This is a genomic window from Bradyrhizobium sp. HKCCYLRH3099, from assembly GCF_051167855.1.
Lineage (GTDB): Bacteria > Pseudomonadota > Alphaproteobacteria > Rhizobiales > Xanthobacteraceae > Bradyrhizobium.
The window spans coordinates 50,987-75,360 of record NZ_JBNPTW010000023.1; the positions used below are offsets into that span (position 1 = coordinate 50,987).

Below are 24,374 nucleotides of genomic sequence, written 5' to 3' on the forward strand. Positions count from 1 at the left end.
CGGCAGACGCGGTTCCGACGCCCTCAGTCCGTGGCGCGGCGGGCCAGCAGCCAGCGCGTGCCGAGGCCGATGGCGAGCGCCGGCAGCACGACCATGGCGCCTGCGACGATCGCGAACACCAGCTCCAATGGCCACAGATTGTGCGATGTCGGATCAACAGCGGTGTGCCGCCAGATCGGCACGATGACGATGCTCGGCACGGTCGCGATCATCACCTGCGCGATGCGCCGCGGCGCGGCGGCCTCGGTGACGACCAGGATATAGGTCAGGAGGCCGAGCAGCAGCGCGCCGGGCAGGATTGCAAACTGGCCGCGGTTCAGCTCGGCGTAGGACAGCCGCCAATAGGGGATGCCGATCGCCAGCACGACGACGACATAGCCAAGCGCCAGCGCGATGAGGCCGGTGACCATCTTCATGCCCGGAGGTTGGCATGGCGCGATTTAAAGCCGTCTAACCGCCAGCGGTGAGCTATTGCCCGGCAGCCGGGCATATGATCTGGTTCTTGCTCGCGCAATGTCGGCATTCTGGGGATGGGCGTGGCCCGCCGGTTCCAGCTGGCCGGACGGCCATGTCATAGTGCCGCTGATCCCGCTCGGACGAGGGGGCTGGACGAGGCATATCGGGAAGGAGACCGCTCGGCACCATGGCGGGCAGCGACAGCGACAAATCACGGCTCGACGACGCCGCCCGCGCCGGCTGGCTGTATTTCATCGCCGGCCATACCCAGGACGAGATCGCCCGGATGCTGCAGGTGTCGCGCGCCTCGGCGCAGCGGCTGGTGTCGTTGTGCCTCGCCGAGCGGCTGATCACCTTCCGGCTCGAACATCCCATCGCCTCCTGCATGGCGCTTGCCGCGCAGCTCAAGGAACGCTTCGCGCTGGTCCATAGCGAGGTGGTGCCGACCGATCCGGCCGCGCCGACGGGAGCCGCTGGGATTGCCGAGCGCTGCGCCAATCTGCTCGAGACCACCCTGCGCGCCGAGACGCCCGTCATCATCGCGCTCGGCACCGGCCGCGCGGTCCGCGCCGCGGTCGAGCGGGTCACGCCGGTCGACCGGCCCGAGCATCAGATCGTCTCGCTGGTCGGCAATATCCTGGCGGATGGCTCGGCAAGCTTCTTCGACACCGTCGGCCGGCTCGCGGACCGCACCGGCGCGCGGCACTATCCGATGCCGTTGCCGTTCCTGATGGGCAGCGAGGATGAGCGCGACCGCATGGTCCGGCTCGATGCCATCGCCAAGGTCAAGGCGGTCGCGGACAAGGCCGACCTCAAGCTGGTCGGCATCGGCCAGATGGACCAGAAGGCGCAGATGCATGTCGACGGCTTCGTCACCCGCGACGAGCTCACCGAGATGATGCGGCTGGGCGCGATCGGCGAGATCACCGGCTGGGCCTATGATGCCAAGGGCCGGGTGATCGAGGGCGGCATCAACCGCCGCCTGACCAGCATCGCGCCGGATGTGCCGGCGCGCGCGATGACCATCGCGGCGGCGCTGGGACCGGCGAAGATCGCGGCGATCCGCGCGGCGCTGACGGGTCGGCTGATCAATGGCCTCATCACCGACGAAGCCACCGCGCGCGCCGTTCTGGCGTAGCCGCCACTCTTTCGCCCGTCATTCCGGGGCATTCGCGCGCAGCGCGGATGAGCCCGGAATCCATAATCACAGCTCGACGTTTCGCGACGAGATGCCCACCCGAGCGTGCCCCAAACCCCTCCCTGTGGGTATGGGTTCCGGGCTCGCGCTGGCGCGCGCCCCGGAACGACGGGCGGGGTGAGAGACGCGATCTTCAGCCGCGCGTTTAATCTTTGAGAGATCGCCTCCCGCGCTGCACAACCTGTGCGTGATATCGCATGCTTGACAAAGTCTGACCGTTGTTGTGAACATCAGCTCAGCCCGTGAGCATATGTTCAAAAGACACGGGAAGGGAGGAGACCGTGAAGACCATCTTCACTCGCACGCGCACGCTTGCCGCCCTGATGGGCGCCGCCACGCTGCTGACCACGATGCCGGCGTCGGCCGAGACGACCCTGACGATCGCCACCGTCAACAATGGCGACATGATCCGGATGCAGGGCCTGACCGGCGAATTCACCAAGGCCAATCCCGACATCCAGGTGAAATGGGTGACCCTGGAAGAGAACGTGCTGCGTCAGCGCGTCACCACCGACATCGCCACCAAGGGCGGCCAGTTCGACATCCTCACCATCGGCACCTACGAAGTGCCGATCTGGGCCAAGAAGAACTGGCTGGTGCCGCTCGACAAGCTCGGCGCCGACTATGACGCGGGCGACATCCTGCCGAAGATCAAGGACGCGGTGTCCGTCGACGGCAAGCTCTACGCCGCGCCGTTCTACGGCGAGAGCTCGATGGTGATGTACCGCACCGACCTGTTCGAGAAGGCCGGGCTGAAGATGCCGGAGAGCCCGACCTGGGACTTCGTCATCGACGCGGCCAAGAAGCTGACCGACAAGCAGGCCGGCACGTTCGGCATCTGCCTGCGCGGCAAGGCCGGCTGGGGCGAGAACATGGCGTTCCTGACCGCGATGTCGAACTCGTTCGGCGCGCGCTGGTTCGACGAGAAATGGCAGCCGCAGTTCAACACGCCGGAATGGAAGAAGACGCTGTCGACCTATGTCGACCTGATGAAGGAGGCCGGCCCTCCCGGCGCCAGCTCCAACGGCTTCAACGAGAACCTCGCGCTGTTCAACTCCGGCAAATGCGCGATGTGGATCGACGCCACCGTCGCGGCCTCGTTCGTGACCAATCCGAAGGAGTCCAAGGTCGCCGACAAGGTCGGCTTCGCGCTGGCGCCGAACACCGGCCTCGGCAAGAACGCCAACTGGCTGTGGGCCTGGAATCTCGCGATCCCCGCCGGCTCGAAGAAGACGGACGCGGCCGAGAAGTTCATCGCCTGGGCGACCAGCAAGGACTACACCAAGCTCGTCGCCTCGAAGGAAGGCTGGGCCAACGTGCCGCCGGGCACGCGCACCTCGCTGTACAAGAACGAGGAGTACCTGAAGGTCGCGCCGTTCGCGAAGATCACGCTCGCCTCGATCGATGCGGCTGATCCGAGCAAGCCAACGGTGAAGCCCGTGCCCTATGTCGGCGTGCAATACGCCGCCATCCCCGAATTCCAGGGCATCGGCACCGCTGTCGGACAGCAGTTCTCGGCGGCGCTTGCGGGATCGATGACGGTGGATGCGGCGCTCGCTGCGGCGCAGTCCGCGACCGAACGCGAGATGAAGCGCGCCGGCTACATCAAATAGGCGCGTACGGTCATCAGCTCGACACGAAACTCCTCCCGAGCTGATCACTGGCGGCCATCCCTCCCCACAAGGGATGGCCGCATTTTCTCTCTCGGCGAATCTGAGATCCGTAGGGTGGGCAAGGCGTGCCCACCGCCCGGTGCCGCCGCGAGGTCGGTGCCGGTGAATGCGCCCTCTCCCCTTGTGGGAGAGGGCAAGTAGGACAGCGCAACAAGCTCGATCGGGTGAGGGGTCTCTCTCCACAAGTGGTGCTCGCCGAGAGAGACCCCTCACCCGACCGAGTGCGCGGGTGGGCCGAACTTGCCCTCTCCCACAAGGGGAGAGGGCGCATTCACGGGCACTGCGCCCGTTTCTGGAGCTTTAAGCGCTAAGGTTTGAATTTAGGGATGCTCTCGCAAAACCATCAGTCGTCATTGCGAGGAGCGAAGCGACGAAGCAATCCAGGGTCCCATCCGCGCCTCTGGATTGCTTCGCTTCGCTCGCAATGACGAACATATCGATCGAGTGAACGAGGACGGCGGTCATGGCCACCCGACAAACTCAACTGCTCGCCCGGGCGCTGATGTCGCCGGCGGTCATCCTGTTGTTCATCTGGATGATCGTGCCGCTGGCGCTGACGATCTACTTCTCCACCTTGCACTACAGCCTGCTCGATCCCGGCTCCGAGAGCTTCGTCGGCCTAGAGAATTTCGAGTACTTCCTCACCGATCCCGCCTTCCTCGCGTCGCTGCAGAACACCCTCGTCCTAGTCGGCTCGGTACTGATGCTCACCATCGGCCTCGGCATTCCCCTGGCCATCCTGCTCGACCAGCCCGTGATCGGCCGCAATTTCATCCGTCTGATGGTGATCGCGCCGTTCTTCGTGATGCCGACGGTCAGCGCGCTGGTGTGGAAGAACCTCTTGATGCACCCGGTGTCCGGCCTGTTCGCGTGGATCGCGACCTCGCTCGGCATGACGCCGATCGACTGGTTCACCGACGCACCGCTGCTTGCGGTGATCTTCATCGTCGCCTGGCAATGGCTGCCGTTCGCGACGTTAATCCTCCTCACCGCGCTGCAGTCGCTCGACGAGGAGCAGAAGGAGGCCGCCGAGATGGACGGCGCCGGCGCGCTGTCGCGCTTCATCTATCTGACCTTGCCGCATCTGGCGCGGCCGATCACGGTGGTGATCCTGATCGAGACCATCTTCCTGCTCACGGTGTTCGCCGAGATCTTCGTCACGACCGGCGGCGGGCCGGGGCTGCAGACCACCAACATCGCCTTCCTGGTCTATTCGCAGGCGCTGATCCAGTTCGACGTCGGCACGGCGTCGGCCGGCGGCCTCGTTGCCGTGGTCATCGCCAACATCGTCGCCTTTTTCCTGGTCCGCATCGTCGGCCGCAACCTGGAGGCCTGAGCATGGCGCGCAAGGTCACCGGACGTCATGTCGTGATCTCAACGCTCGGCGCCTGGCTCGCCGGCTTCGTGATCTTCTTCCCGATCCTGTGGATGGTGCTGGCGAGCTTCAAGACCGAGCTGGAGGCGTTCGCGACGCCGCCCTCGTTCCTGTTCTTCCACTGGACCACCGAGAACTACGTCACCGTGCAGGAACGCAGCGACTATCTGCATCACGCGCTGAACTCGTTGATCGTCGCCGGCGGCTCGACCTTGATTGCGATGCTGATCGCGATTCCCGCGGCCTGGTCGATGGCGTTCTCGCCGACCAAGCGGACCAAGGACATCCTGCTCTGGATGCTCTCGACCAAGATGATGCCGCCGGTCGGCGTGCTCGTGCCGATCTATCTGATCTACAAGAACCTCGGCCTGCTCGACACCCGCACCGGGCTCGTCTTCATCCTGTGTCTCGGCAATCTGCCGATCGTGATCTGGATGCTGTTCACCTACTTCAAGGAGATCCCGAAGGATATCCTCGAAGCCGCACGAATGGACGGCGCCACGATCGGGCGCGAGCTGATCTATGTGCTGACGCCGATGGCGATCCCCGGGCTCGCCTCGACCTTGCTGCTCAATCTGATCCTGGCGTGGAACGAGGCGTTCTGGACCTTGAACCTGTCGACGTTGGAAGCCGCGCCGCTGACGACCTTCATCGCCTCCTATTCGAGCCCCGAGGGCCTGTTCTGGGCGCGGCTGTCGGCGGCCTCCACGCTCGCGATCGCGCCGATCCTGATCATCGGCTGGTTCAGCCAGAAGCAGCTCGTGCGCGGGCTGACCTTCGGCGCAGTGAAGTAACGAAAGGGCCGATCATGGGACGGATCACGCTGGAAGGTGTGCAAAAATCGTTCGGGCCGGTGCACATCATCAAGGGCGCCGACCTCGACATCCCGGACGGCGCTTTCGTGGTGTTCGTCGGCCCGTCCGGCTGCGGCAAGACCACCTTGCTGCGGCTGATCGCGGGGCTGGAGGATGTCTCCGGCGGCCGCATCCTGATCGACGGCAACAACGTCGTCGACGTGCCGCCGGCCAAGCGCGGCCTGTCGATGGTGTTCCAATCCTATGCGCTGTATCCGCATATGAGCGTGCGCGGCAACATCGCCTTCGGCCTGAAGATGGCCGGGCTGCCCAAGGCCGAGATCAACCAGAAGGTCGAGGCGGCCGCGGCAACTTTGAACCTCACGCCCTATCTCGACCGCAAGCCGCGCGAGCTCTCCGGCGGCCAGCGCCAGCGCGTCGCGATCGGCCGGGCCATCGTGCGCGAGCCCAAGGCGTTCCTGTTCGACGAGCCGTTGTCCAATCTCGATGCCGCGCTGCGCGTGCAGATGCGGCTGGAGGTGACACGGCTGCAGAAGCAGCTCGGCACGACGGCGATCTACGTGACCCACGATCAGGTCGAGGCCATGACCATGGCCGACAAGATCGTGGTGCTCAACGCCGGCCGCATCGAGCAATATGGCTCGCCGATCGAATTGTACCAGCGTCCCGCCAACCTGTTCGTCGCCGGCTTCATCGGCTCGCCGAAGATGAACTTCATTGTCGGCGAGGAAGCTTCCCAGCGCGGCGCCACCACGATCGGTGTGCGGCCGGAGCATATCGGCATCGTCGATAACGGCGGCGAGGGCTGGCGCGGCAAGGTTGTTATCGCCGAGCATCTCGGCAGCGACACGTTTCTCTATGTCGACGCCGGCGCGCTGGGCACGCTGACGGTGCGCTGCGTCGGCGAGAAGCGGCTCAGCGCCGGCGATGCCGTGACCCTCAAGCCAGAGCCGAACCGCATCTATCGCTTCGACGAGAGCGGCAACTCCATTTTCGCATGACAAGGTGACGTCCCCTCCGGGCGTCAACGCAACCACGGACGACGACGATGTATCTGGAAAAATTCAAGCTGAACGGCAAGACCGCGCTGATCACCGGCGGCGCGCAGGGCATCGGCCTTGCCTGTGTCGAGGCGCTGGCGGAGGCGGGCGCGCATGTGGTCATCGCCGATCGCGATGCCAAGGCCGCGGCGGACGCGCAGGCCGCGATGAAGGCCAAGGGCTTTACTACCGAAACCGCGCTGATGGATGTCACCAATTCGGCGCAAGTGAGCGCGGTGGCCGATGATCTCGTGGCGCGCCATGGCAAGGTCGACATCCTCGTCAACAATGCCGGCATCGCCCGCAGCGAGACGCCGGCGGAGACAGTCACCGACGAGCACTGGCTCAACGTGCTCGACGTCAATCTCAACGGCACCTTCTGGTGCTGCCGCGCCTTCGGCAAGCACATGCTGGCGGCGAAGAGCGGCACCATCGTCAATATCGGCTCGATGTCCGGCTTCATCGTCAACAAGCCGCAGGAGCAATGCTTCTACAACGCTTCCAAGGCCGCGGTGCACCATCTGACCAAGTCGCTGGCCGCCGAATGGGGCGCGCGCGGCATCCGCGTCAATGCTGTAGCGCCGACCTATATCGAGACGCCGCTGAATGCCTTCGTGAAGAGCAATCCGCGCATGTACGACGCCTGGATCGGCGGAACCCCGATGGCCCGCATGGGCCAGGTCGAGGAGATCGCCTCGGTCGTGCTGTTCCTGGCCTCGGAGGCGGCAAGTTTGATGACCGGCAGCGTCGTCGTTGTCGATGGCGGCTACACTTGCTGGTAAGCTCGCGTCAAAATTGACGGGAGCAGACCATGGTCAGGGCCTTTGTCGGTGTCGATGTCGGCACAACCAGCACGCGCGCCGGGATTTTCGACGAGACCGGGCGGCTGCTTGCCGCAGCGCGGCATCCGATCCAGACCTGGCACGAGGCCGGCGATGTCGTCGAGCAATCCTCCGACGACGTCTGGCGCGCCTGCTGCGCCTCGGTCAAAGCCGCGCTGGCGGAAGCGGCCATCGCGCCGGAGCTGATCAAGGGCATCGGCTTCGACGCGACCTGCTCGCTGGTGGCGCTCGACGCCTCGGGCACGCCGGTCACCGTGAGCAGCTCCGGCAATGCCGCTCGCAACGTCATCGTCTGGATGGATCACCGCGCGCTGGCCGAGGCGCGCGACATCAACGCGACCGGGGATGAGGTGCTGCGCTATGTCGGCGGCTCGATCTCGCCGGAGATGGAGATGCCGAAGCTGCTGTGGCTGAAGCGGCATCTGCGTGCGAGCTTCGACGCCGCCGGGCACTTCTTCGACCTCGCCGATTTCCTCACCTGGCGCGCCACCGGCTCGCTCGCGCGCTCGATGTGCACGGTCACCTGCAAGTGGAATTATCTGGCGCATGAGACGCGCTGGAGCGCGAGCTACTTCCGCCGCATCGGGCTCGAGGAGTTCGTCACCGAGGATTATGCGCGGATCGGCATCGAGATCGTCGCGCCGGGCACGCCGCTGGGTCAGGGATTGTCGCGCGCAGCCGCGGCGGAGCTGGGCCTCGTCGAAGGAACGCCGGTCGGGGCGGCGCTGATCGACGCCCATGCCGGCGGCATCGGCGCGATCGGCGGGCGCGCGGCTGATGGCGGCGAGGTCGACGTCTGCGACCGTCTCGCCTACATCATGGGGACCTCGGCCTGCATCATGGCGACGACGCGCGCGCCGTCCTTCGTGCCCGGCGTGTGGGGGCCGTATTACCAGGGCATGGTGCCCGGCTTCTGGCTCAACGAGGGCGGGCAGTCCGCGGCGGGCGCCGCGATCGATCATCTGCTGCGCTCGCATCCCGCGGCGCCGGAGGCCGCGGCGGCCGCCCGCGCCGAGGGGCTCGATGTGATCAGCTTCCTGGAGAAGCGGATCATGGCGCGCGCGTCGAGCGTCGGTGCGGCGGCGCTGCTCGCCCGCGACATCCACATCTTGCCCGAATTTCTCGGCAACCGCTCGCCCTATGCGGACCCGGATTCGCGTGCCGTGATCGCCGGCCTCGATCTCGACGCCGATATCGGCGCGATGGAGCGGCTGTTCGTCGCGGGCCTCTGCGGCCTTGCCTATGGGCTGGCCGATGTTATCGACGCCTTTGCCGCCAATGGCGTCACCAGCCGGACCTTGGTGATGGCCGGCGGCGCTTCGCGCAGCCCGCTGGTGCGCCAGATCATGGCCGATACGATCGGGCTGACGGTGGCGCTTCCGGGCACGCAGGAGCCGGTGCTGCTCGGCGCGGCGATGCTCGGCGCCGTCGCCAGCGGCGCCTTCCGCTCGATCGGCGACACCATGGCCTCGATGTCGACGCTCGGCCGTCTGAGCGAGCCGACCGCCGCGGACGTTGCCGACTTCCACCGCCGCAAGCGCCGCATCCACGGCCTGCTGCGGACGCTTGATCGCGACAGCCGTTCCGTGATGCATGGGGCCGGTGGAGAGAGTTGACCATGATCCTGAGCTGCGGTGATGCGCTGATCGATTTCGTCCCGGCCAAATCGGCCGATGGGCGCGACGTGCTGAGGCCGGTGGTCGGCGGCTCCTGCCTCAACGTCGCCGTCGGGCTGGCGCGGCTGGGTGCGCCGACCGGCTTCGTCGGCGGCATCTCGACCGACCTGTTCGGCACCATGATCGCGGCCCATGCCCAGGGCTCGGATGTCGATCTCCGCTATGCCACGCGCAGCCCCGACCAGACCACGCTCGCCTTCGTGCGCCATGTCGGCAACGAGGCGCAATACGCCTTCTACGATGCCGAGACCGCCGCGCGGAAATGGACCTACCGGCCGGACAGCATTCCCTTCGCCACCATCGACGCCCTCCATGTCGGCTCGACCACGCTGATCCACGACCAGGGTGCGCAGCAGACCCGCGCGATGATCGATGCGACGCACGGCGCGGTCACGATCTCCTTCGATCCGAACTGCCGGCCGAACCTCGTGACCGACAAGGCGGCCTATGTCACTGACATGGATGAGTTCGCCGCTCGTGCCGACCTGGTCAAGATGTCGGATGTCGATTTCGACTTCCTGCACGGCCACGACGATTACGCGACGCAGGCCGAGGCGCTGCTGGCGCGCGGCACCAGCCTGGTCGTCATCACCCGCGGGCCGGAGGGTGCGTTTGCCTGGCATGCGCAGGCAGGCAGAGTCGAGGTCGCGGTGCCCAAGGTCGACGTGGTCGATACGATCGGCGCCGGTGACACGTTCCAGGCGGCGATGCTGTTCGCGTTGCGCAAGCTCGGCCGGATCGGCCGGGACGCGCTCAAGGCCGTGAGCACGGCCGAACTGCGCAAGGTGCTCGCCTTTGCCGCCGCATGCGCCGCCGTCACCTGCACGCGCGAAGGCGCCGACCCGCCGCGCTGGGCCGAGATGGCCGCGGCATGGAATGACCTCGGCTGAAGAGCTGGGCTGAAGCACCCCATTGCACTCGCGATTGGGAACTGGTTGGCTGTTCCCCCGTCATATGAGAGGACCGGTCGTCGTGCCGAATCGTCGGGCCGCGGCCGAAATGATGACGCGACAACGAGTTGCAGGGAGGAGAACAATGGCACAAGCCGCAAGGACCGAGCCGCTGTCCCGTCATGCGCTGGCCTTCGTTCTGGCCGGCGGGCGCGGCAGCCGCCTCTTGGAGCTGACCGACCGCCGCGCCAAGCCCGCGGTCTATTTCGGCGGCAAGTCGCGCATCATCGATTTCGCGTTGTCGAACGCGGTGAACTCCGGCATCCGCCGCATCGCGGTGGCCACGCAGTACAAGGCGCACAGCCTGATCCGCCATCTGCAGAACGGCTGGAACTTCTTCCGTCCCGAGCGTAACGAAAGCTTCGACATCCTGCCCGCCAGCCAGCGCGTCTCGGAAACGATGTGGTACGTCGGGACGGCCGATGCCGTGTACCAGAACATCGACATTCTCGAGAGCTACAATTCGAAATATATCGTCGTGCTTGCCGGCGACCACATCTACAAGATGGACTACGAGCTGATGCTGCAGCAGCATGTCGACCAGCGCGCCGACGTCACCGTCGGCTGCCTGGAGACGCCGCGCGCGGAATCCTCGGGCTTCGGCATCCTCCACATCAACGAGGACGAGACGATCCGGGACTTCATCGAGAAGCCGGCCGATCCGCCGCCGATTCCCGGCAAGCCCGACAAGTCGCTCGCCAGCATGGGCATCTATGTCTTCGACGCCAAATTCCTCTATGACGAGCTGAAGCGCGACGCCGCCGATCCGAACTCGAACCATGATTTCGGCCGCGACATCATCCCCTACATCGTCAAGAACGGCCGCGCCGTGGCGCATCAGTTCGCCCGCTCCTGCGTCCGGGCCGGCGACGACAAGCGCAGCTACTGGCGCGATGTCGGCACGGTCGACGCCTATTGGGCGGCCAACCTGGACCTGACCGATGTGACGCCGGAGCTGGATCTCTACGATCGGGCCTGGCCGATCTGGACCTATTCGGAGATCACGCCGCCGGCGAAGTTCGTGCATGCGGATGACGGCCGCCGCGGCGAGGCGGTCTGCTCGCTGGTGTCCGGCGGATGCATCGTTTCCGGCGCCTCCGTGCAACGGTCGCTGTTGTTCACCGGCGCCCATCTGCATTCCTATTCCAAGGTGCACAACGCTGTGCTGCTGCCTTACGTGAACGTCGCGCGCCACGCGCGGCTGACCAACGTGGTCGTCGACCGCGGCGTGCAGATTCCGGAAGGGCTCGTCGTCGGCGAGGATCCGGAGTTCGACGCCAAGCGCTTCAGGACCACCGAGAACGGCGTTACCTTGATCACTCAGCCGATGATCGACGGGCTCAATTCATGACGCCACTGCGCGTTCTGTCGGTTGCCTCCGAAGTCTATCCCATCGTCAAGACCGGCGGCCTCGCCGACGTCGTCGGCGCGCTGCCCTGGGCGCTGATGGCCGAGGACGTCGAGGTCCGCACGCTCATCCCCGGCTATCCCGCGGTGATGAAGGCCCTCGAGCAGGCCAAGGAGATCAGCTCGCTGCCGAATTTCTTCGGCGGCAATGCGCGGCTGCTCGGCGGCAGCCATGGCGCGCTCGACCTGTTCGTGCTCGATGCGCCGCATCTCTATGACCGCGAGGGCAACCCGTATCTCGGGCCCGATGGCAAGGACTGGCCGGACAACCCGTTCCGCTTCGCGGCCCTGGCGCGCGCGGCCTCCTATATCGGGCTCGGCGCTGTCCCGAGCTTCGTGCCCGATGTCGTCCATGGCCACGACTGGCAGGCCGGGCTCATCCCGGCCTATCTCTTGTACAGCCATCGGCCGCACCCCGGCACGGTCATCACCGTGCACAATCTGGCCTTCCAGGGCCGTTTTCCCCGCCACTTCCTGCCGCCGCTTGGATTGCCGCCGGAGTCGTTCTCGATCTACGGCCTCGAATATTACGGCGACATCAGCTTCCTCAAGGCGGGGCTGCAATTCGCCGACAAGATCACCACGGTGTCGCCGACCTATGCTCGGGAGATCCAGAGCGACGAGCACGGCATGGGCCTCGGCGGCCTGTTGCGCCAGCGCTCGTCGGACCTCGTCGGCATTCTCAACGGCATCGACACCCATGTGTGGGATCCCGGCAGCGACCCCGCGATCCCGTCGCATTTCGGAATCGAAAAGCTCGAGGCGCGCGCACCGAACAAGGCCGCGCTGCAGACGCGCATGGGCCTGCAGGTGTCGCCGGAGACGTTCCTGCTCGGCGTCGTCAGCCGGCTGACCTCGCAGAAGGGGCTCGACCTGCTGCTGTCATGTCTGCCGACCTTGACCAGCGCCGGCATTCAACTGGCGCTGCTCGGTGACGGCGAGGCGGACTTGCGCGATGCCTTCCGCGCCGCCGCCGCGCGCCATCCTGGCCAAATCGGCGTTCTCATTGGCTATGACGAGCAGCTCGCGCATCTGATCCAGGCGGGCTGCGATGCGCTGGTGGTGCCGTCGCGGTTCGAGCCGTGCGGGCTGACGCAGCTCTGCGCGCTGCGCTACGGCGCGCTGCCGATCGTGACGGCTGTGGGCGGACTCGCCGACACCGTCATCGACGAGACCGAGGCGGGTGTCGCCGCGACCGGCTTCAAATGCGCTGCCGTCACCGCCGAAGCGCTCGACCAGACCCTGCGCCGCGCCGCCGCCGCCTTCTACGCCGCCCGCAGCAACGCCTCGAACTGGACGCGCATGCAGCTCAACGCGATGCTAACCGACGTGTCGTGGCGCCATCGGGCCGGGCGATATGCCGAGCTGTACCGGCAGATCGTCGCGCAGCGGCGGCCGGCGGGGTAGTTCCCAGATCGTTCGGCTTGCTCGGTCCCTTACCTCTCCCCGCGCGCGGGGAGAGGTCGGATTACATCGAAGATGCAATCCGGGTGAGGGGGGGCCCTCCGCGATGTCGGTGGGCGTGGCTGCCCCTCACCCCAACCCTCTCAGCGCGAGCGGAGCTCATCGCGCCCCCGTGAAGGACGGGGAGAGGGAGCAGACCGTCATCGCCGCCCGGCAAGTGCTCGACACAGTTGATCGGCAACAGAGCGCTCGACCATATTGGCAGGGCCACCCAGCGTTCTGCTCATGCCGATCGCACTGGACGCATCGCGATGGCGAGCTGATAGTCACGCCAGTTTTCATACCACGCTGTGCGAGACCTTATGACCGACACCACGCCTTCGTCCTCCTTCGATCTCATCATCCGTCGCGGCACCGTGATCGACGGGACGCGCGCGCCGCGGTTCGAGGCGGATGTCGGCATCAAGGATGGCCGGATCGTCGCCATCGGCGAACTCGATCAGCGCAGGGCAGACCGGATCATCGACGCCACCGGCCGCATCGTCGCGCCCGGCTTCATCGATGCGCATACCCATGACGATAGCGCGGTGCTGGTCGATCCCGGCATGACCTGCAAGGTCTCGCAGGGCGTCACCTCGGTCGTGACCGGCAATTGCGGCGTCAGCATCGCGCCGCTGAAGCCGGGCTCGCCGCGGCCGATGCCGCTTGGGCTGCTGTCCCCCGGTGACGGCCGGGTCGCCGAGTACGCCTCATTCGCGGACTACGTGGCCGCCCTGCGCGCGGCTCCGTCCGCCGTGAATGTCGCGCCGATGACCGGCCACACCTCGCTGCGTGCGTCCGTCGTGAGCGATCTCGGCCGCGCGGCGACCGAGAGCGAAATCGCCGAGATGCGCGCCTATGTGCAGGAGGCGCTGGACGCCGGCGCGATCGGCGTGTCCACCGGCACGTTCTATCCGCCGGCCGAGGCGGCGCCGACCGACGAGATCATCGAGGTCTGCCGCCCGCTCACCGGCAGCGGCGGCGTCTATGCGACGCATATGCGCAACGAGGCGGACGATGTCGTCAAATCGCTGGAGGAGAGCTTTGCCATCGGCAAGGCGCTCGACGTCCAGGTCGTGATCTCGCACCACAAGGTGGTGGGCCCGGCGAATTTCGGCCGGACGAAGGAGACGCTGCCGCTGTTGACCAAGGCGATGAGCTGCCAATGCGTCGCGCTCGACTGCTATCCCTACAACGCTTCCTCGACCATGCTGCACACCGATCCGGCCAAGCTGCAGGTCAAGGTCGTCGTGGCCGCCTCGAAGCCGCATCCGGAGATGGCGGGGCGGGACCTCGCCGACATCGCCGCAAGCTGGGGCGTCGACCGGCTCGAAGCCGCGAAGCGGCTTCAGCCGGCGTCCGCCATCTACTTCTCGATGGACGAGGCCGACGTGCGCACGATCCTCGCTTTCGAGCCGACCATGATCGGCTCCGACGGCCTGCCGTTCGGCGAGCGGCCGCATCCAAGGCTCTGGGGCACATTCCCGCGCGTGCTCGGCTATTATTGCCGGGAGCTCGAACTGTTCTCGCTGGAGACCGCGGTCTGGAAGATGAGCGGCCTCACCGCGCAGAATTTCGGCATCAAGGGCCGCGGCACGCTCGCGGTCGGCCATCACGCCGACATCACCATCTTCGACGCGGCCAGCGTGCGCGACAGCGCGACCTATGACGACCCTTGCGTGCCCGCCGCCGGCATCGAGGCTGTGATCGTCAATGGCGCGCTGACCTGGTGGCAGGGCGCGCACCAGAATGCGCGGGCCGGGCAGGTGATCACGCGCGCATCATCGCACTGATCAGCGCGGCCGCGCCGTCGATCCGCGGATGATGAGCTGCGGCGGCAAGACGACGTGCTCGTCCACGACGCCGCGACCCGCGATGCGCGCCAGCAGCAGACGTGCCGCCGCTTCGCCCATGTCCCGCTGCGCGATCCGCACGGTGGTGAGCGGCGGCGACACGAGGTCGACGAACGGCATGTCGTTGTGGCCGACCACCGACACATCGCTCGGGCAGGCGAGGCCGCACGCGGCGAGCGCGTCATAGACGCCGAGCGCGAGCAGATCGTTAGCGGCGACGATCGCGGTCGGCCGCGTCCGGCGCGCGAGGAGGCGCAGTGCGGACTCGCGACCGGCGTCGCGTGTGTAGGTATCGGCGATCTCGATCGGCGTGTGGCGCGCGGACAGGCCAGCATCTCTCGCGCTCGCCTCGAAACCTGCGCGCCGGCGCACGCCGGTCGAGATGTGCTGCGGGCCGGCGACATGGCCGATGCGCCGGTGCCCGAGCCCGACGAGATGCTCGACGGCCAGCCGCATGCCGGCGGCGTCATCGCTGGCAGCAGAGGGCAGCAGGCCGGCGGCATCGACGCGGTTGACGAGCACGACCGGCAAGGCTGCGTCGAGGCAATGCTGCACGACATCGTCGCGCAGGGTCACCGTGGCCAGCACCAGCCCATCGACCCCCCTGGCAATCAGGCGGTCGACCAGATCCTGCTCCGAACCCGTGCTGCCGACGTCGACGACGATGGTCGCGTAGCCCTCCGCATTGAGGTGATCGGCAATGCCGGAGAGCACCGGCGGGAAGCCAGGGTCGGCGATATCAGGCGCGAGCACGCCGATCAGCCCGCTGCGGCCGGTGCGCAGGCCCTTGGCCGCCATGTTGAGGCGATAGCCGAGCGCGTTGGCGGCGGCCCGAATCCGTTCGGCGACGTCGGTCGCGACCAGGTGCTTCATCGCCGGGCTCAGCGCACGCGACACGGTCGACGGATGTACGCCGCAGCGCGCCGCAACGTCCTTGATCGTCGGGCGCGAGGAGGCTACCTCACGCGAGCCCGACGCAGGTCGCACCATCCGAGTCATGTCCAGCCCCTGGTTCTGCGGCGCAGCAACATTTCCATCCTGTCTTACCTTGACACCCTTAACGTGCATGCAATAAATCGGCTAATGCAATCGATTGCAATAACCGAACGGGAAACGTCCACATGACAGCGAGCGCGCTGAAACCCCATCTGGTCAGCCCCGAGCATCTCGATCCGCATTGGCGCTGGAGCCGGGCGATCCCCTCGCACGGCCATGTCTCGGTCGATTTCGAGCGCCGCGTCGATTTCGATCGTCTCAGGCGGTACCGGCTGGCACGGGCGCGACAGGCCCTCAAGAACTCGGGCTGCGGTGCGCTGCTGCTGTTCGACGTCAACAACATCCGCTACGTCTCCGGCACCAAGATCGGCGAATGGGAGCGCGACAAGCTCTGCCGCTTTGCGCTCTTGGCCGGCGACGGCGAGCCGATCGTGTGGGATTTCGGATCGGCCGCCGTGCACCACCGTATCTTCTGCGATTGGTTGGCGCCGGAGAACTGCCGCGCCGGCATGCTCGGCATGCGCGGCACCGTGCCGCCAGCCGTCGGGCTGATGAAGGCGCATGCCGAGGAGGTGATGAGCCTCTTGCGCGCCGCCGGCGTCGCCGACATGCCGGTCGGCGTCGACCTCGCCGAGACCGCGATGTTCTTCGAGCTGCAGAAGGCCGGCATGAAGGTGGTCGACGGCCAGCAGGTGATGCTGGACGCGCGCGAGATCAAGAACATCGACGAGATCATGCTGCTCAACCAGGCCGCGGCGATGGTCGACGGCGTCTATCATTCGATCTACGAGAACCTGAAGCCGGGCGTGCGCGAGAACGACATCGTCGCGCTCGCCAACAAGATGCTCTACGAGATGGGCTCCGACGACGTCGAGGCGATCAACGCCATCTCCGGCGAGCGCTGCAATCCGCATCCGCACAATTTCACCGACCGCATCCTGCGCCCGGGCGACCAGGCGTTCTTCGACATCCTGCAGTCCTACCAGGGCTACCGCACCTGCTACTACCGCACCTTCAATGTCGGCCGCGCGACGCCTGCGCAGCACGACGCCTACAAGCGCTGCCGCGAATGGCTCGACAACGCGATCGCGCTGATCAAGCCGGGCGTCTCGACCGACACCGTCGCCAAGGTGTGGCCGGCGGCCGAAGAGTTCGGCTTTCCCTCGGAGATGGCCGCGTTCGGCCTGCAGTTCGGCCATGGCCTCGGCCTCGCCCTGCACGAGCGCCCGATCATCTCGCGGCTGGTCTCGCTGGACAATCCGATGGAGATCAAGACCGGCATGGTGTTCGCGCTGGAGACCTACTGCCCGGCCAGTGACGGCTTCTCCGCCGCGCGCATCGAGGAAGAGGTCGTGGTCACCGACAAGGGCTGCCAGGTGATCACGCTGTTCCCCGCGGAAGAGCTGCCGATTGCCAACCGCTACTGAGCGACTTTGAGAGGGAGTTACGCAGATGGCAGCGACGCATTCGCTCGGCTGGATCGGCATGGGGCGCATGGGCTATCCGATGGCCGAGCGCCTGCTGAAGGCCGGCCACAAGGTCGCAATCTTCAATCGCACCCGCGCCAAGGCCGAGCCGCTCGCGGCGAAGGGCGGCGTGATCGTCGACCATCCGAGCGACCTCGCGTCATGCGACATCGTTTTCTCGATGGTGTCGACGGGCAAGGATCTGGAGCAGGTCTATTTCGGCGACAATGGCGTCGTCGCGTCGGGCGCGGGTCCACGTCCGAAGATCCTGGTCGACTGCTCCTCGATCGGTGTCGAGCAATCCGAGGCGATCGATGCCAGGCTGAAGCAGCTCGGTTGCGCATTCGTGCGCGCGCCGGTGTCCGGCAATGGCAAATGTGTCAAGGCCGGCAAGCTGTCGTCAGTCGTGTCGGGCCCCAAGGCCGCATTCGACACGATCGAGCCGTATCTTGCGAAGATCGCCGTCTCCGGCGTGTCCTATGTCGGCGAGGGCGAACTCGCGCGGATCTGCAAGATCGCGCACAACGTCTTCCTCGGCGTCGTGATCCAGAACCTCGCCGAAATCACCATCCTGGCGCAGAAGGCCGGCGTGCCGCGCCACGCCTTCCTCGACTTCATGAATGCCAGTGTGATGGGCTCGACCTTCACCAAGTACAAGAGCAACGCGCTGGTCAATCTCGACTGGACCACGACCTTCACGCCGACCTTGCTGCGCAAGGATCTCGATCTCGGTCTGTCGGCGGCGCGTCAGCTCGACGTGGCGATGCCGGTGACCGCGGCGACGCGCGAGGCGCTGCAGGCCCATGTCGGCGCGGCCTCGCTGCAATCCGATCCCGCCGCCTATTTGGAGAAGGATTTTGCCGCGCTGCTGGAGACGGTCGCGCTGGCCGCGGGACTCAAGCTGCAGCCGGAGAACGTGCCGATGCCGACCGGGTTGGAGACGGAGGGTTAGCGTAGCGGGCAGGGTCACAATTACTGTCATTCCGGGGCAAGGCCGCAGGCCTTGAACCCGGAATCTCGAGCTTGTCTTGCGCCTGTTTCCAACAATCTCGGGATTCCGGGTTCAATCGCCAACGTGCCGTCGCTCCGCGCCGTCGCATTGACGATTGCCCCGGAATGACGGCGAGTGAACCGAACTACTCCGCAGCCAGCGCCCGCCAGCGCGTGTCGCGCGCGGAGGGGCGGCGGTGCAGGCGGGCGTCGAGGAGCTCGCGTGCCTTCGCGAGGTCGCCGCTGCGGATCAGGGCCAGGATGTAGGTATCCTCGATCACCTCGCGCTGCGCGTGGCTGCCGCCGATGCGGGCGAGGTCGCCGATGACAGGTGTGAGCTCGCGCGCGCAGGCGCGCCAATTCTCCTCGGCGAAGGCCCGCAGGGCGCGCAGCATGTTGGGCACGATCGGCCCCGCCGGGAGCTTGGCCTCGAGCTGTCGCCGCTCGATTGCGGCGAGACGCCCCTTGAGAGCCGCGGTGTCATGGGTGGCCGCGCCGATCATCATCAGATGCATCTCGACGAAGGCGAGTGTCGAGCCGGTGAAACGCGGGCTGGCATAGGCCGCGACCTCGGTCCACGCGCCATCCGGTACGAGGTCGTTCTCCGCCCTCAGCCGCCACAGCAGCGAGGCGCAGTCCGACAGCGTGTTGAGCGGCGGCGCCGTGTCCATCGTCGGCACCAGCACGTCGGTATAGACGGCCAGTGCCTTGGCGGCATCGCCGCGGTCGAGCGCGCCCAGCGCCTGATGCCAGCAGATGTGACCGTGCAGCATGCCGGTGCGGTCATAGCCGCCGATCCAGCCGTCGACGAGCCTATCTGCCTCATCATAGGCGCCGGCCTCGAACATCGCATGCAGCAGCGCGTGCACGGCATAGGCGTTGTTCCGGCGCAGTGTGAAGCTGCGCTCGGTGATGGCGCGGCCCTGCGTCACCTTGCCGGCCTCGGTCAGCGCCCAGCCGTGGTTGGACAGGAACCACCAGTCCTCGCCATAGGCGGCGGCAAAGCGGTCGCAGAGGTCGCGCCGGGCCGCGTCGTGGTCCCGCCGCCCGGAGAAGGCGAGCAGGCCGAAGGCGCCGAGCGGCAGCGCCATGATCATGGCATCGCGCGGCCATTTCTCCAGATGCGCCAGCGTCGATGTCAGTGCGTCCGCGCCGCGGCCTTCGATGGCCAATGTCATCGTCGCGACGTGGCTCTGCTCGCGCTCGGTGCCGCGCTTGGCGACGAGGTCGCGCGCCCGCTTGATCGTCTGCAACGCCGCTTCGCGCTGCATGTAGATCGCATGGATGCGCGCGCGGGCGGCATGCGCCAGCGCGAAATCCGGATCGAGCATGATGGCGCGCTCGAACGCGTCGGTGGCGCCGGGCCAGAAGGCGAGCAGCAGATCCATGCCCTCGCGATAGGCGGCGGCCGCATCCGTGGAGGCGGTCGAGAGCGGCAGGCCGTAGCGATCCTCCTCCATGTCAGCCCACCCGCGATTTGCGGCCTTCGATCGGATAGGCCGGATCGTTGTAGCCGGGGGTCGACGCGTGGCCGGTCACCACAAGACGGTCGATCAGCGCCTCGTCGTCGGCGGCGAATGGATAGTCGAGTGCCCGAATGTAGTCGTCCCACTGCGCCTCGGTGCGGGGACCTGCGATCACCGAACTGATGAAGCCTGAGTTCAGCACCCAGGCGACCGCGAACTGGCCGGGCGTAAAGCCCTTGGTCTCGGCGTGGCGCTTGATCGCCTGCGCCAGCCGCAACGACTCCGGCCGCCATTCGGTCTGCATCATCCTGGCATCGTTGCGGCCGGCGCGCGTCTCCTTGTCGGGCGGCGCATCGGGACTGTACTTGGCGGTGAGCACGCCGCGTGCCAGGGGGCTGTAGGGCACGACGCCCAGGCCGTAATAGCCACAGGCCGGCAGATGCTCGACCTCCGGCATGCGGTTCATCGCGTTGTAGTAGGGCTGGCTGACGACGGGACGGTCGATGCCCATCGCGTCGCAGAGATTGCAGGTCTCGGCGACGCGCCAGGCACGGTAGTTCGAGACGCCGAAATAGCGGATCTTGCCGGCGCGCAGGAGATCGCCGATCGCGCGCACCGTCTCCGCCAGCGGCGTCGCGTGATCCTCCTTGTGCAGGTAGTAGATGTCGATATGGCCGGTGCCGAGCCGCTTCAGGCTTTCGTCGGCCGCCTGCAGCACCCAGCGCCGCGACAGGCCGGCGCGGTTCGGATCATCGCCCATCGGATTGGCGAGCTTGGTGGCGACGATCCAGCGATCGCGCTCCCGCGCGATAGCGCGGCCGACGACCTCCTCCGAGGCGCCCTTGTTGTAGGCATCGGCGGTGTCGATGAAATTGACGCCGGCGTCACGCGCCTTGGCGATGATGCGCCCTGAGGCCGCTTCGTCGGTCGGGCCGCCGAACATCATCGTGCCCAGGCAGATCGGCGACACTTTCAGGCCGGAACGGCCGAGCTGGCGATAGTTCATTGAGGCCTCATTCCTGCCATACGCGCAGATGGATTTGATCGAAGATAGCTCGCTCCGCGCGTCATTGCGAGCGCAGCGAAGCAATCCAGGGTGGCGCGCGTAGCCCTCTGGATTGCTTCCGCCTTCGCCCTGCGGGCTTCGGCGGACACGTCGCTGCGCTCGCAATGACGGCTGAGAGAGTGGGGCTCTCACTCGCTCTTCAGGATCTTGAACACGCCCGAGGCCATTGCAATCACGCGCTCGGCGGCCGTGACCTCGGTGGTGATGAACACCAGGCTGCGGGTGATCCGCACCACATGCGGCCGCGATACCAGGGTCTCGCCGATCTTGCCGGACTCGACGAAATGCGTGTCGAACTGGATCGTCGCCATATGCTCCTTGCCGGCGGCATACCGAGCCGTCATGCCGCAGCTCCGGTCGGCGAGGGTCATGATCACGCCGCCCTGGACGAGCCCGCGCCGATTGTGGTGCTTGTCTTCCGTGACGATGGCGTATTCGTGCACGCCCTCGACGACCCGCTGCCACAGAGGGCCGATCAGATGCAGGAAGCCGGAGGTGTCGACGATCTCCCAGCCGTCGGACTTCATTTTCGCCGCGGCTGATTTCGTCATCGCTGAAGACCTTCCTCGTCGCGTCCAATTGCGGTTCTCTCGGTCGTTTCATCCGTCGCCGGCCTGGTGTAGTCAAGCTTGCATGGCCATGCCGTTCGACGATGCCACACGACGGAAAATCGAGACCTGCTGCGCGGGCTTCGTGCGCCTGGACACGATGCCGGAAACGCCGCCGCTCAAGCGCGCGGCCGTCGCCATCGCACTGGCCCCGCATGACGTCACCGGCACCACCACGCTGCTGCTCACCCTGCGGGCATCCGGACTGCGCAGCCATGGCGGCCAATGGGCCCTGCCGGGCGGGCGCTGCGATGCCGGCGAGACGCCAATCGAGGGCGCTCTGCGCGAGCTGGACGAAGAACTCGGGCTGACATTGATGCCGGACGCCGTGCTCGGCCTGCTCGACGACTACCCGACCCGGTCGGGCTATCTGATTACCCCCGTCATCGTCTGGGCGACCAATGGCCGCACGCTGCGGCCAAATCCCGACGAGGTCGCCTCGGTGCATCGAATCGGGCTCGATGCGGTCACCGCAGATGACGCGTTCGATTTCACCGCGATACCCGAAAGCACGCGGCGCGTGATCCGCTTTCACGCCCGCGAGGGCCTGATCCACGCGCCCACCGCCGCTTTGATCTATCAGTTCCGCGAGGTGCTGGCCGGCCGTGACACCCGCGTGCACGACCTGGAACAGCCGGTGTTTGCCTGGAAGTAACCGCCGTTTCGGCTACAAGGGCGGCATGCTGTATCAGCCGATTCGCAAGCTTGCCCTGATTCTCGCCTGCGCTGTCGCGGGCGCGTCGCCGCTGCTCGCCCGGGAACCCGCCCCGCGCGATGCGCTGGCCCAGATGGCCTCGCCGGCCGCAATTGCCGAGTACCAGCGCAAGCTCGCCGAATACCAGCAGGCGCGCGCGGAGTTCGACCAGGAGGCGGGCGCCTATTGGAAGGCGATTTCGGACAAGCGCCGCATTCGCAACGCCAAGCGTCGCGACCGCCAGCCGATCGGGCTCGACGACTATGTGCTGGAGCAGCCGCCGGTCTATACCGGACCGAAGCGGCCGGTGAACCCCGAGCCGGAGCCCGAGGGCGAGCCGCGCGAGCGGAAGTACATTCCGGTCGTCGCCGATCTCCTGAAGGCGGCGCAGGAGCATTTCCAATGGTCGCCGCAGCGGCCAACCAATGACATCGACTTCAAGCGTGCCTATGCCCGTTTCGCAGCGGCGTCGGGGCTGACCCGTGAGCAGGCGGTGCGCGTCTATTCCTTCGAGACCGGCGGCAATGGCCGCCACGACTCGCAATCGGGTTTCAAGGGCAACCGCGCGATCTCGACTGCGATCGGCTACAATCAATTGCTGACGGCCAATACGGTCGAACTGCTCGCGGAGCAGGGGCCGCTGTTCATCCGCCTGCTCGGCGAGCGCGTGGCGCAGACCTCGGGTCCCGCGCGGGGCGCGATGGAGCACAAGCTCTCGGTCCTGAAGAAGATGGTCGCCATCGCTCGCTCGGTGCCGGACGAGTGGTCGGCCCATGAGAAGATGGGCAACACCCCGCAAGGGTGGGCCATGCATGCGATGGTGCTCGACATCGATGTCGGGCCGATGCTGCAGACCCACAAGCTGCTGACCTCGGTGCTGTTCGCGCGCGCCAAGGGCTACACGCGGCCGCTGTCGGCCGCCGAGCTCGAGATGATGAACCTCACCGGCGACGGCACCGGCTTCGACATGGTGACGATGCCGCAGGAGATGCGCGACCAGGTTCCGACCGCGAACTTCTTCCAGCGCGGCGGCTACGAGCGCAACCCGGTTGCGGTTCGTCACAACACGGTGGCGAAGCTGCTCGCGGTCACCGATGCCAGGATGGATTCGCTCAGCAACCTAACGGGCGCCAAGGAACTGGCGGCGGCGTTCTGAGGCGCGTCGTGCCGTAGCAGGCGCGGGCGAAAAGCGCTCGCGCCACACACCTTGCCGTCGTCCCGGGCAAGCCTCGGCGTCGCAACGCGACGGCAAGGCGCCGAGTCGGGACGACACCTTTGATGTGGCACGCTTGTGCCGCATCAGGTTGGCGAACTACTCGTCCGCGCCGAACGAGAAGCTGCCGTCGCCTTCGAGATAGGGCGCGGTCCGCATGTAGAGCTGGCCGTTCTGGCCGACGAAGAACAGCGTTCCCTTCGGCACCTTCTTGGCGCCCTTCAGCAGCATGTCGGCATTCCTGGTGCCCATCTTGTAGGCCAGCGTCTTGCCGTCCTTGCCGTAGGCGTAGGCCATGTCGGTTCTCAGCTCCCATGGCTCCGGCGGAGCCGCCTGGGCCGCACCCGAAAGCATCAACAGCATTCCGGCGAGAACGAATGCCCGGGTCAACGTCGTCGTCATCATTCCTCTCCAGGTCAGGCTTCTTCGAACAAATCACGAACAACGCGGCGTCCCGCGCACGAGCTGGATTACCGCTTGGCCGCAACCGGTTCGGGATTTTCCGTCATCGATTCCGCGACTATCCTGCAGCCATGGTCTAGAAACATGAAGCAAGAAAATCGGGTTGGGGATGATTCGAATGAAGCTCGTCACGAAAATCGGGATCGGTGCGGCGTTTTCGCTGACGACCTTGATGTCCGCCGCGCACGCCGACGAATTCAAGCTCTGGAACGGCCAGCGGATCGCCTGCAGCAGCGGCCGCGCCGCCGGTAAGCTCGATACCCGCGTCTGCCGCTCTTATACCTATCTGTTCAACGTGAAGACCTCGGAGTATTTCCGCTGCCAGATGACCTTGTCGCTGACGCGCGACAACAAGGAGGTCATCAACGTCCAGGTCGACGGCGGCTGCGCCAAGAAGCCGCGGGTCTTCGAGGCCGACTCGAAGTACGAGTTCGATGCGACCGAGACCGAGCCGGCCAATACCAACTCCTTCTTCGGCAATGGCGGCTATTCGCTCTGGGTCGCGGACACGACCCAGCAGAAGCTGCGGGGCTGCATCACGATCTCGTCCGGGCTGGGCTCAGACATTTCCAAGTGCCTCGACATGAACTTCCAATGAGCCGTCCGGCTCGCGTGGTGCGCTCCCGGCCCGCGGTCGAGCGCATCTGTCGATGAAGCCAAGGCGCTCGTCAATGCAGGGTTGAAA

Annotated in this window: 22 protein-coding genes; 16 read left to right on the top strand and 6 right to left on the bottom strand. The window is 66.3% G+C overall.

What is annotated here, in order from left to right; translation table 11 throughout:
* Positions 1-23: 23 nt before the first annotated feature.
* A complete protein-coding gene (locus ACQR1Y_RS30925; RefSeq protein WP_434859730.1) occupies positions 24-416 on the bottom strand; it encodes a hypothetical protein in 393 nt (130 codons plus the stop codon).
* A gap of 227 nt (positions 417-643) precedes the next feature.
* Here ACQR1Y_RS30925 and ACQR1Y_RS30930 point away from each other — a divergent pair, with 227 nt between their 5' ends.
* The 11 genes from ACQR1Y_RS30930 (at position 644) to ACQR1Y_RS30980 (ending at position 14,668) form a co-directional block, all read left to right on the top strand.
* Positions 644-1,594 (top strand): sugar-binding transcriptional regulator, encoded by a 951-nt coding sequence (locus ACQR1Y_RS30930; protein ID WP_434879457.1) that lies wholly within the window; start codon positions 644-646, stop codon positions 1,592-1,594.
* Positions 1,595-1,977: 383 nt separating this feature from the next.
* A complete protein-coding gene (locus tag ACQR1Y_RS30935) occupies positions 1,978-3,267 on the top strand; it encodes an ABC transporter substrate-binding protein (RefSeq protein WP_434879493.1) in 1,290 nt (429 codons plus the stop codon).
* 523 nt (positions 3,268-3,790) lie between these two features.
* Positions 3,791-4,663 (top strand): carbohydrate ABC transporter permease, encoded by an 873-nt coding sequence (locus tag ACQR1Y_RS30940; protein WP_434879456.1) that lies wholly within the window; start codon positions 3,791-3,793, stop codon positions 4,661-4,663.
* Between the two features lie 2 nt (positions 4,664-4,665).
* Positions 4,666-5,496, top strand: a complete 831-nt coding sequence (locus ACQR1Y_RS30945; RefSeq protein WP_434879455.1) for a carbohydrate ABC transporter permease — start codon at positions 4,666-4,668, stop codon at positions 5,494-5,496.
* A gap of 14 nt (positions 5,497-5,510) precedes the next feature.
* A complete protein-coding gene (locus ACQR1Y_RS30950; protein ID WP_434879454.1) occupies positions 5,511-6,518 on the top strand; it encodes an ABC transporter ATP-binding protein in 1,008 nt (335 codons plus the stop codon).
* A 47-nt stretch (positions 6,519-6,565) separates the two neighbouring features.
* Entirely contained in the window at positions 6,566-7,339 is a 774-nt protein-coding gene (locus tag ACQR1Y_RS30955; protein WP_434879453.1) for an SDR family NAD(P)-dependent oxidoreductase, read from the top strand.
* Positions 7,340-7,368: 29 nt separating this feature from the next.
* Entirely contained in the window at positions 7,369-9,015 is a 1,647-nt protein-coding gene (locus ACQR1Y_RS30960) for an FGGY-family carbohydrate kinase (protein ID WP_434879452.1), read from the top strand.
* 2 nt (positions 9,016-9,017) lie between these two features.
* Positions 9,018-9,965 carry a carbohydrate kinase family protein gene (locus ACQR1Y_RS30965; protein WP_434879451.1) on the top strand — a complete coding sequence of 316 codons (948 nt, stop codon included), beginning with the start codon at positions 9,018-9,020 and terminating at the stop codon, positions 9,963-9,965.
* 145 nt (positions 9,966-10,110) lie between these two features.
* Positions 10,111-11,376 (top strand): glucose-1-phosphate adenylyltransferase, encoded by a 1,266-nt coding sequence (gene glgC, locus ACQR1Y_RS30970; RefSeq protein ID WP_434859737.1) that lies wholly within the window; start codon positions 10,111-10,113, stop codon positions 11,374-11,376.
* Positions 11,373-12,839, top strand: a complete 1,467-nt coding sequence (gene glgA / locus ACQR1Y_RS30975; RefSeq protein ID WP_434879450.1) for a glycogen synthase GlgA — start codon at positions 11,373-11,375, stop codon at positions 12,837-12,839. Before glgC ends, glgA begins: the two co-directional genes overlap by 4 nt.
* A 359-nt stretch (positions 12,840-13,198) precedes the next feature.
* Positions 13,199-14,668: an N-acyl-D-amino-acid deacylase family protein gene (locus ACQR1Y_RS30980; RefSeq protein WP_434879449.1), complete on the top strand. Its 1,470-nt coding sequence runs from the start codon at positions 13,199-13,201 to the stop codon at positions 14,666-14,668.
* Here the strand turns inward: ACQR1Y_RS30980 and ACQR1Y_RS30985 are convergent, their stop codons facing one another.
* Positions 14,669-15,727 (bottom strand): LacI family DNA-binding transcriptional regulator, encoded by a 1,059-nt coding sequence (locus ACQR1Y_RS30985; RefSeq protein ID WP_434894331.1) that lies wholly within the window; start codon positions 15,725-15,727, stop codon positions 14,669-14,671. It lies immediately after the preceding gene.
* Between the two features lie 122 nt (positions 15,728-15,849).
* On the opposite strand from ACQR1Y_RS30985, the gene ACQR1Y_RS30990 reads away from it, so the two are divergent.
* Both ACQR1Y_RS30990 and ACQR1Y_RS30995 read left to right on the top strand, forming a co-directional pair.
* The gene (locus tag ACQR1Y_RS30990; protein WP_434879447.1) at positions 15,850-17,151 is read left to right on the top strand and encodes a M24 family metallopeptidase; all 1,302 of its coding nucleotides are present in this window, start codon (positions 15,850-15,852) and stop codon (positions 17,149-17,151) included.
* 25 nt (positions 17,152-17,176) lie between these two features.
* Positions 17,177-18,142 carry an NAD(P)-dependent oxidoreductase gene (locus ACQR1Y_RS30995; protein WP_434879446.1) on the top strand — a complete coding sequence of 322 codons (966 nt, stop codon included), beginning with the start codon at positions 17,177-17,179 and terminating at the stop codon, positions 18,140-18,142.
* A 184-nt stretch (positions 18,143-18,326) separates the two neighbouring features.
* Here the strand turns inward: ACQR1Y_RS30995 and ACQR1Y_RS31000 are convergent, their stop codons facing one another.
* From ACQR1Y_RS31000 to ACQR1Y_RS31010, 3 genes are all read right to left on the bottom strand, one after another.
* Positions 18,327-19,640 (bottom strand): tetratricopeptide repeat protein, encoded by a 1,314-nt coding sequence (locus ACQR1Y_RS31000; protein ID WP_434879445.1) that lies wholly within the window; start codon positions 19,638-19,640, stop codon positions 18,327-18,329.
* 1 nt (position 19,641) lies between these two features.
* Positions 19,642-20,652 (bottom strand): aldo/keto reductase, encoded by a 1,011-nt coding sequence (locus ACQR1Y_RS31005; protein ID WP_434879444.1) that lies wholly within the window; start codon positions 20,650-20,652, stop codon positions 19,642-19,644.
* Between the two features lie 188 nt (positions 20,653-20,840).
* Positions 20,841-21,263, bottom strand: a complete 423-nt coding sequence (locus ACQR1Y_RS31010) for a PaaI family thioesterase (RefSeq protein WP_434879443.1) — start codon at positions 21,261-21,263, stop codon at positions 20,841-20,843.
* A gap of 82 nt (positions 21,264-21,345) precedes the next feature.
* Here ACQR1Y_RS31010 and ACQR1Y_RS31015 point away from each other — a divergent pair, with 82 nt between their 5' ends.
* On the top strand, positions 21,346-21,975 hold the full coding sequence (locus tag ACQR1Y_RS31015) for an NUDIX hydrolase (RefSeq protein WP_434879442.1): 630 nt from the start codon (positions 21,346-21,348) through the stop codon (positions 21,973-21,975).
* Between the two features lie 25 nt (positions 21,976-22,000).
* Complete coding sequence (locus tag ACQR1Y_RS31020; protein ID WP_434879492.1) at positions 22,001-23,170, top strand: hypothetical protein; 1,170 nt, start codon at positions 22,001-22,003, stop codon at positions 23,168-23,170.
* 156 nt (positions 23,171-23,326) lie between these two features.
* On the opposite strand, the gene ACQR1Y_RS31025 is transcribed toward ACQR1Y_RS31020, so the two are convergent.
* A complete protein-coding gene (locus tag ACQR1Y_RS31025; RefSeq protein WP_434859747.1) occupies positions 23,327-23,629 on the bottom strand; it encodes a hypothetical protein in 303 nt (100 codons plus the stop codon).
* 178 nt (positions 23,630-23,807) lie between these two features.
* On the opposite strand from ACQR1Y_RS31025, the gene ACQR1Y_RS31030 reads away from it, so the two are divergent.
* Complete coding sequence (locus ACQR1Y_RS31030) at positions 23,808-24,287, top strand: hypothetical protein (RefSeq protein WP_434859748.1); 480 nt, start codon at positions 23,808-23,810, stop codon at positions 24,285-24,287.
* Positions 24,288-24,374: the final 87 nt, after the last annotated feature.

Bases quoted from the DNA above. Each gene is read 5' to 3' on its own strand.
- ACQR1Y_RS30925 (WP_434859730.1), bottom strand. From the start codon at position 416: ATGAAGATGGTCACCGGCCTCATCGCGCTGGCGCTTGGCTATGTCGTC.
- ACQR1Y_RS30930 (WP_434879457.1), top strand. From the start codon at position 644: ATGGCGGGCAGCGACAGCGACAAATCACGGCTCGACGACGCCGCCCGC.
- ACQR1Y_RS30935 (WP_434879493.1), top strand. From the start codon at position 1,978: ATGGGCGCCGCCACGCTGCTGACCACGATGCCGGCGTCGGCCGAGACG.
- ACQR1Y_RS30940 (WP_434879456.1), top strand. From the start codon at position 3,791: ATGGCCACCCGACAAACTCAACTGCTCGCCCGGGCGCTGATGTCGCCG.
- ACQR1Y_RS30945 (WP_434879455.1), top strand. From the start codon at position 4,666: ATGGCGCGCAAGGTCACCGGACGTCATGTCGTGATCTCAACGCTCGGC.
- ACQR1Y_RS30950 (WP_434879454.1), top strand. From the start codon at position 5,511: ATGGGACGGATCACGCTGGAAGGTGTGCAAAAATCGTTCGGGCCGGTG.
- ACQR1Y_RS30955 (WP_434879453.1), top strand. From the start codon at position 6,566: ATGTATCTGGAAAAATTCAAGCTGAACGGCAAGACCGCGCTGATCACC.
- ACQR1Y_RS30960 (WP_434879452.1), top strand. From the start codon at position 7,369: ATGGTCAGGGCCTTTGTCGGTGTCGATGTCGGCACAACCAGCACGCGC.
- ACQR1Y_RS30965 (WP_434879451.1), top strand. From the start codon at position 9,018: ATGATCCTGAGCTGCGGTGATGCGCTGATCGATTTCGTCCCGGCCAAA.
- glgC (WP_434859737.1), top strand. From the start codon at position 10,111: ATGGCACAAGCCGCAAGGACCGAGCCGCTGTCCCGTCATGCGCTGGCC.
- glgA (WP_434879450.1), top strand. From the start codon at position 11,373: ATGACGCCACTGCGCGTTCTGTCGGTTGCCTCCGAAGTCTATCCCATC.
- ACQR1Y_RS30980 (WP_434879449.1), top strand. From the start codon at position 13,199: ATGACCGACACCACGCCTTCGTCCTCCTTCGATCTCATCATCCGTCGC.
- ACQR1Y_RS30985 (WP_434894331.1), bottom strand. From the start codon at position 15,727: ATGACTCGGATGGTGCGACCTGCGTCGGGCTCGCGTGAGGTAGCCTCC.
- ACQR1Y_RS30990 (WP_434879447.1), top strand. From the start codon at position 15,850: ATGACAGCGAGCGCGCTGAAACCCCATCTGGTCAGCCCCGAGCATCTC.
- ACQR1Y_RS30995 (WP_434879446.1), top strand. From the start codon at position 17,177: ATGGCAGCGACGCATTCGCTCGGCTGGATCGGCATGGGGCGCATGGGC.
- ACQR1Y_RS31000 (WP_434879445.1), bottom strand. From the start codon at position 19,640: ATGGAGGAGGATCGCTACGGCCTGCCGCTCTCGACCGCCTCCACGGAT.
- ACQR1Y_RS31005 (WP_434879444.1), bottom strand. From the start codon at position 20,652: ATGAACTATCGCCAGCTCGGCCGTTCCGGCCTGAAAGTGTCGCCGATC.
- ACQR1Y_RS31010 (WP_434879443.1), bottom strand. From the start codon at position 21,263: ATGACGAAATCAGCCGCGGCGAAAATGAAGTCCGACGGCTGGGAGATC.
- ACQR1Y_RS31015 (WP_434879442.1), top strand. From the start codon at position 21,346: ATGGCCATGCCGTTCGACGATGCCACACGACGGAAAATCGAGACCTGC.
- ACQR1Y_RS31020 (WP_434879492.1), top strand. From the start codon at position 22,001: ATGCTGTATCAGCCGATTCGCAAGCTTGCCCTGATTCTCGCCTGCGCT.
- ACQR1Y_RS31025 (WP_434859747.1), bottom strand. From the start codon at position 23,629: ATGACGACGACGTTGACCCGGGCATTCGTTCTCGCCGGAATGCTGTTG.
- ACQR1Y_RS31030 (WP_434859748.1), top strand. From the start codon at position 23,808: ATGAAGCTCGTCACGAAAATCGGGATCGGTGCGGCGTTTTCGCTGACG.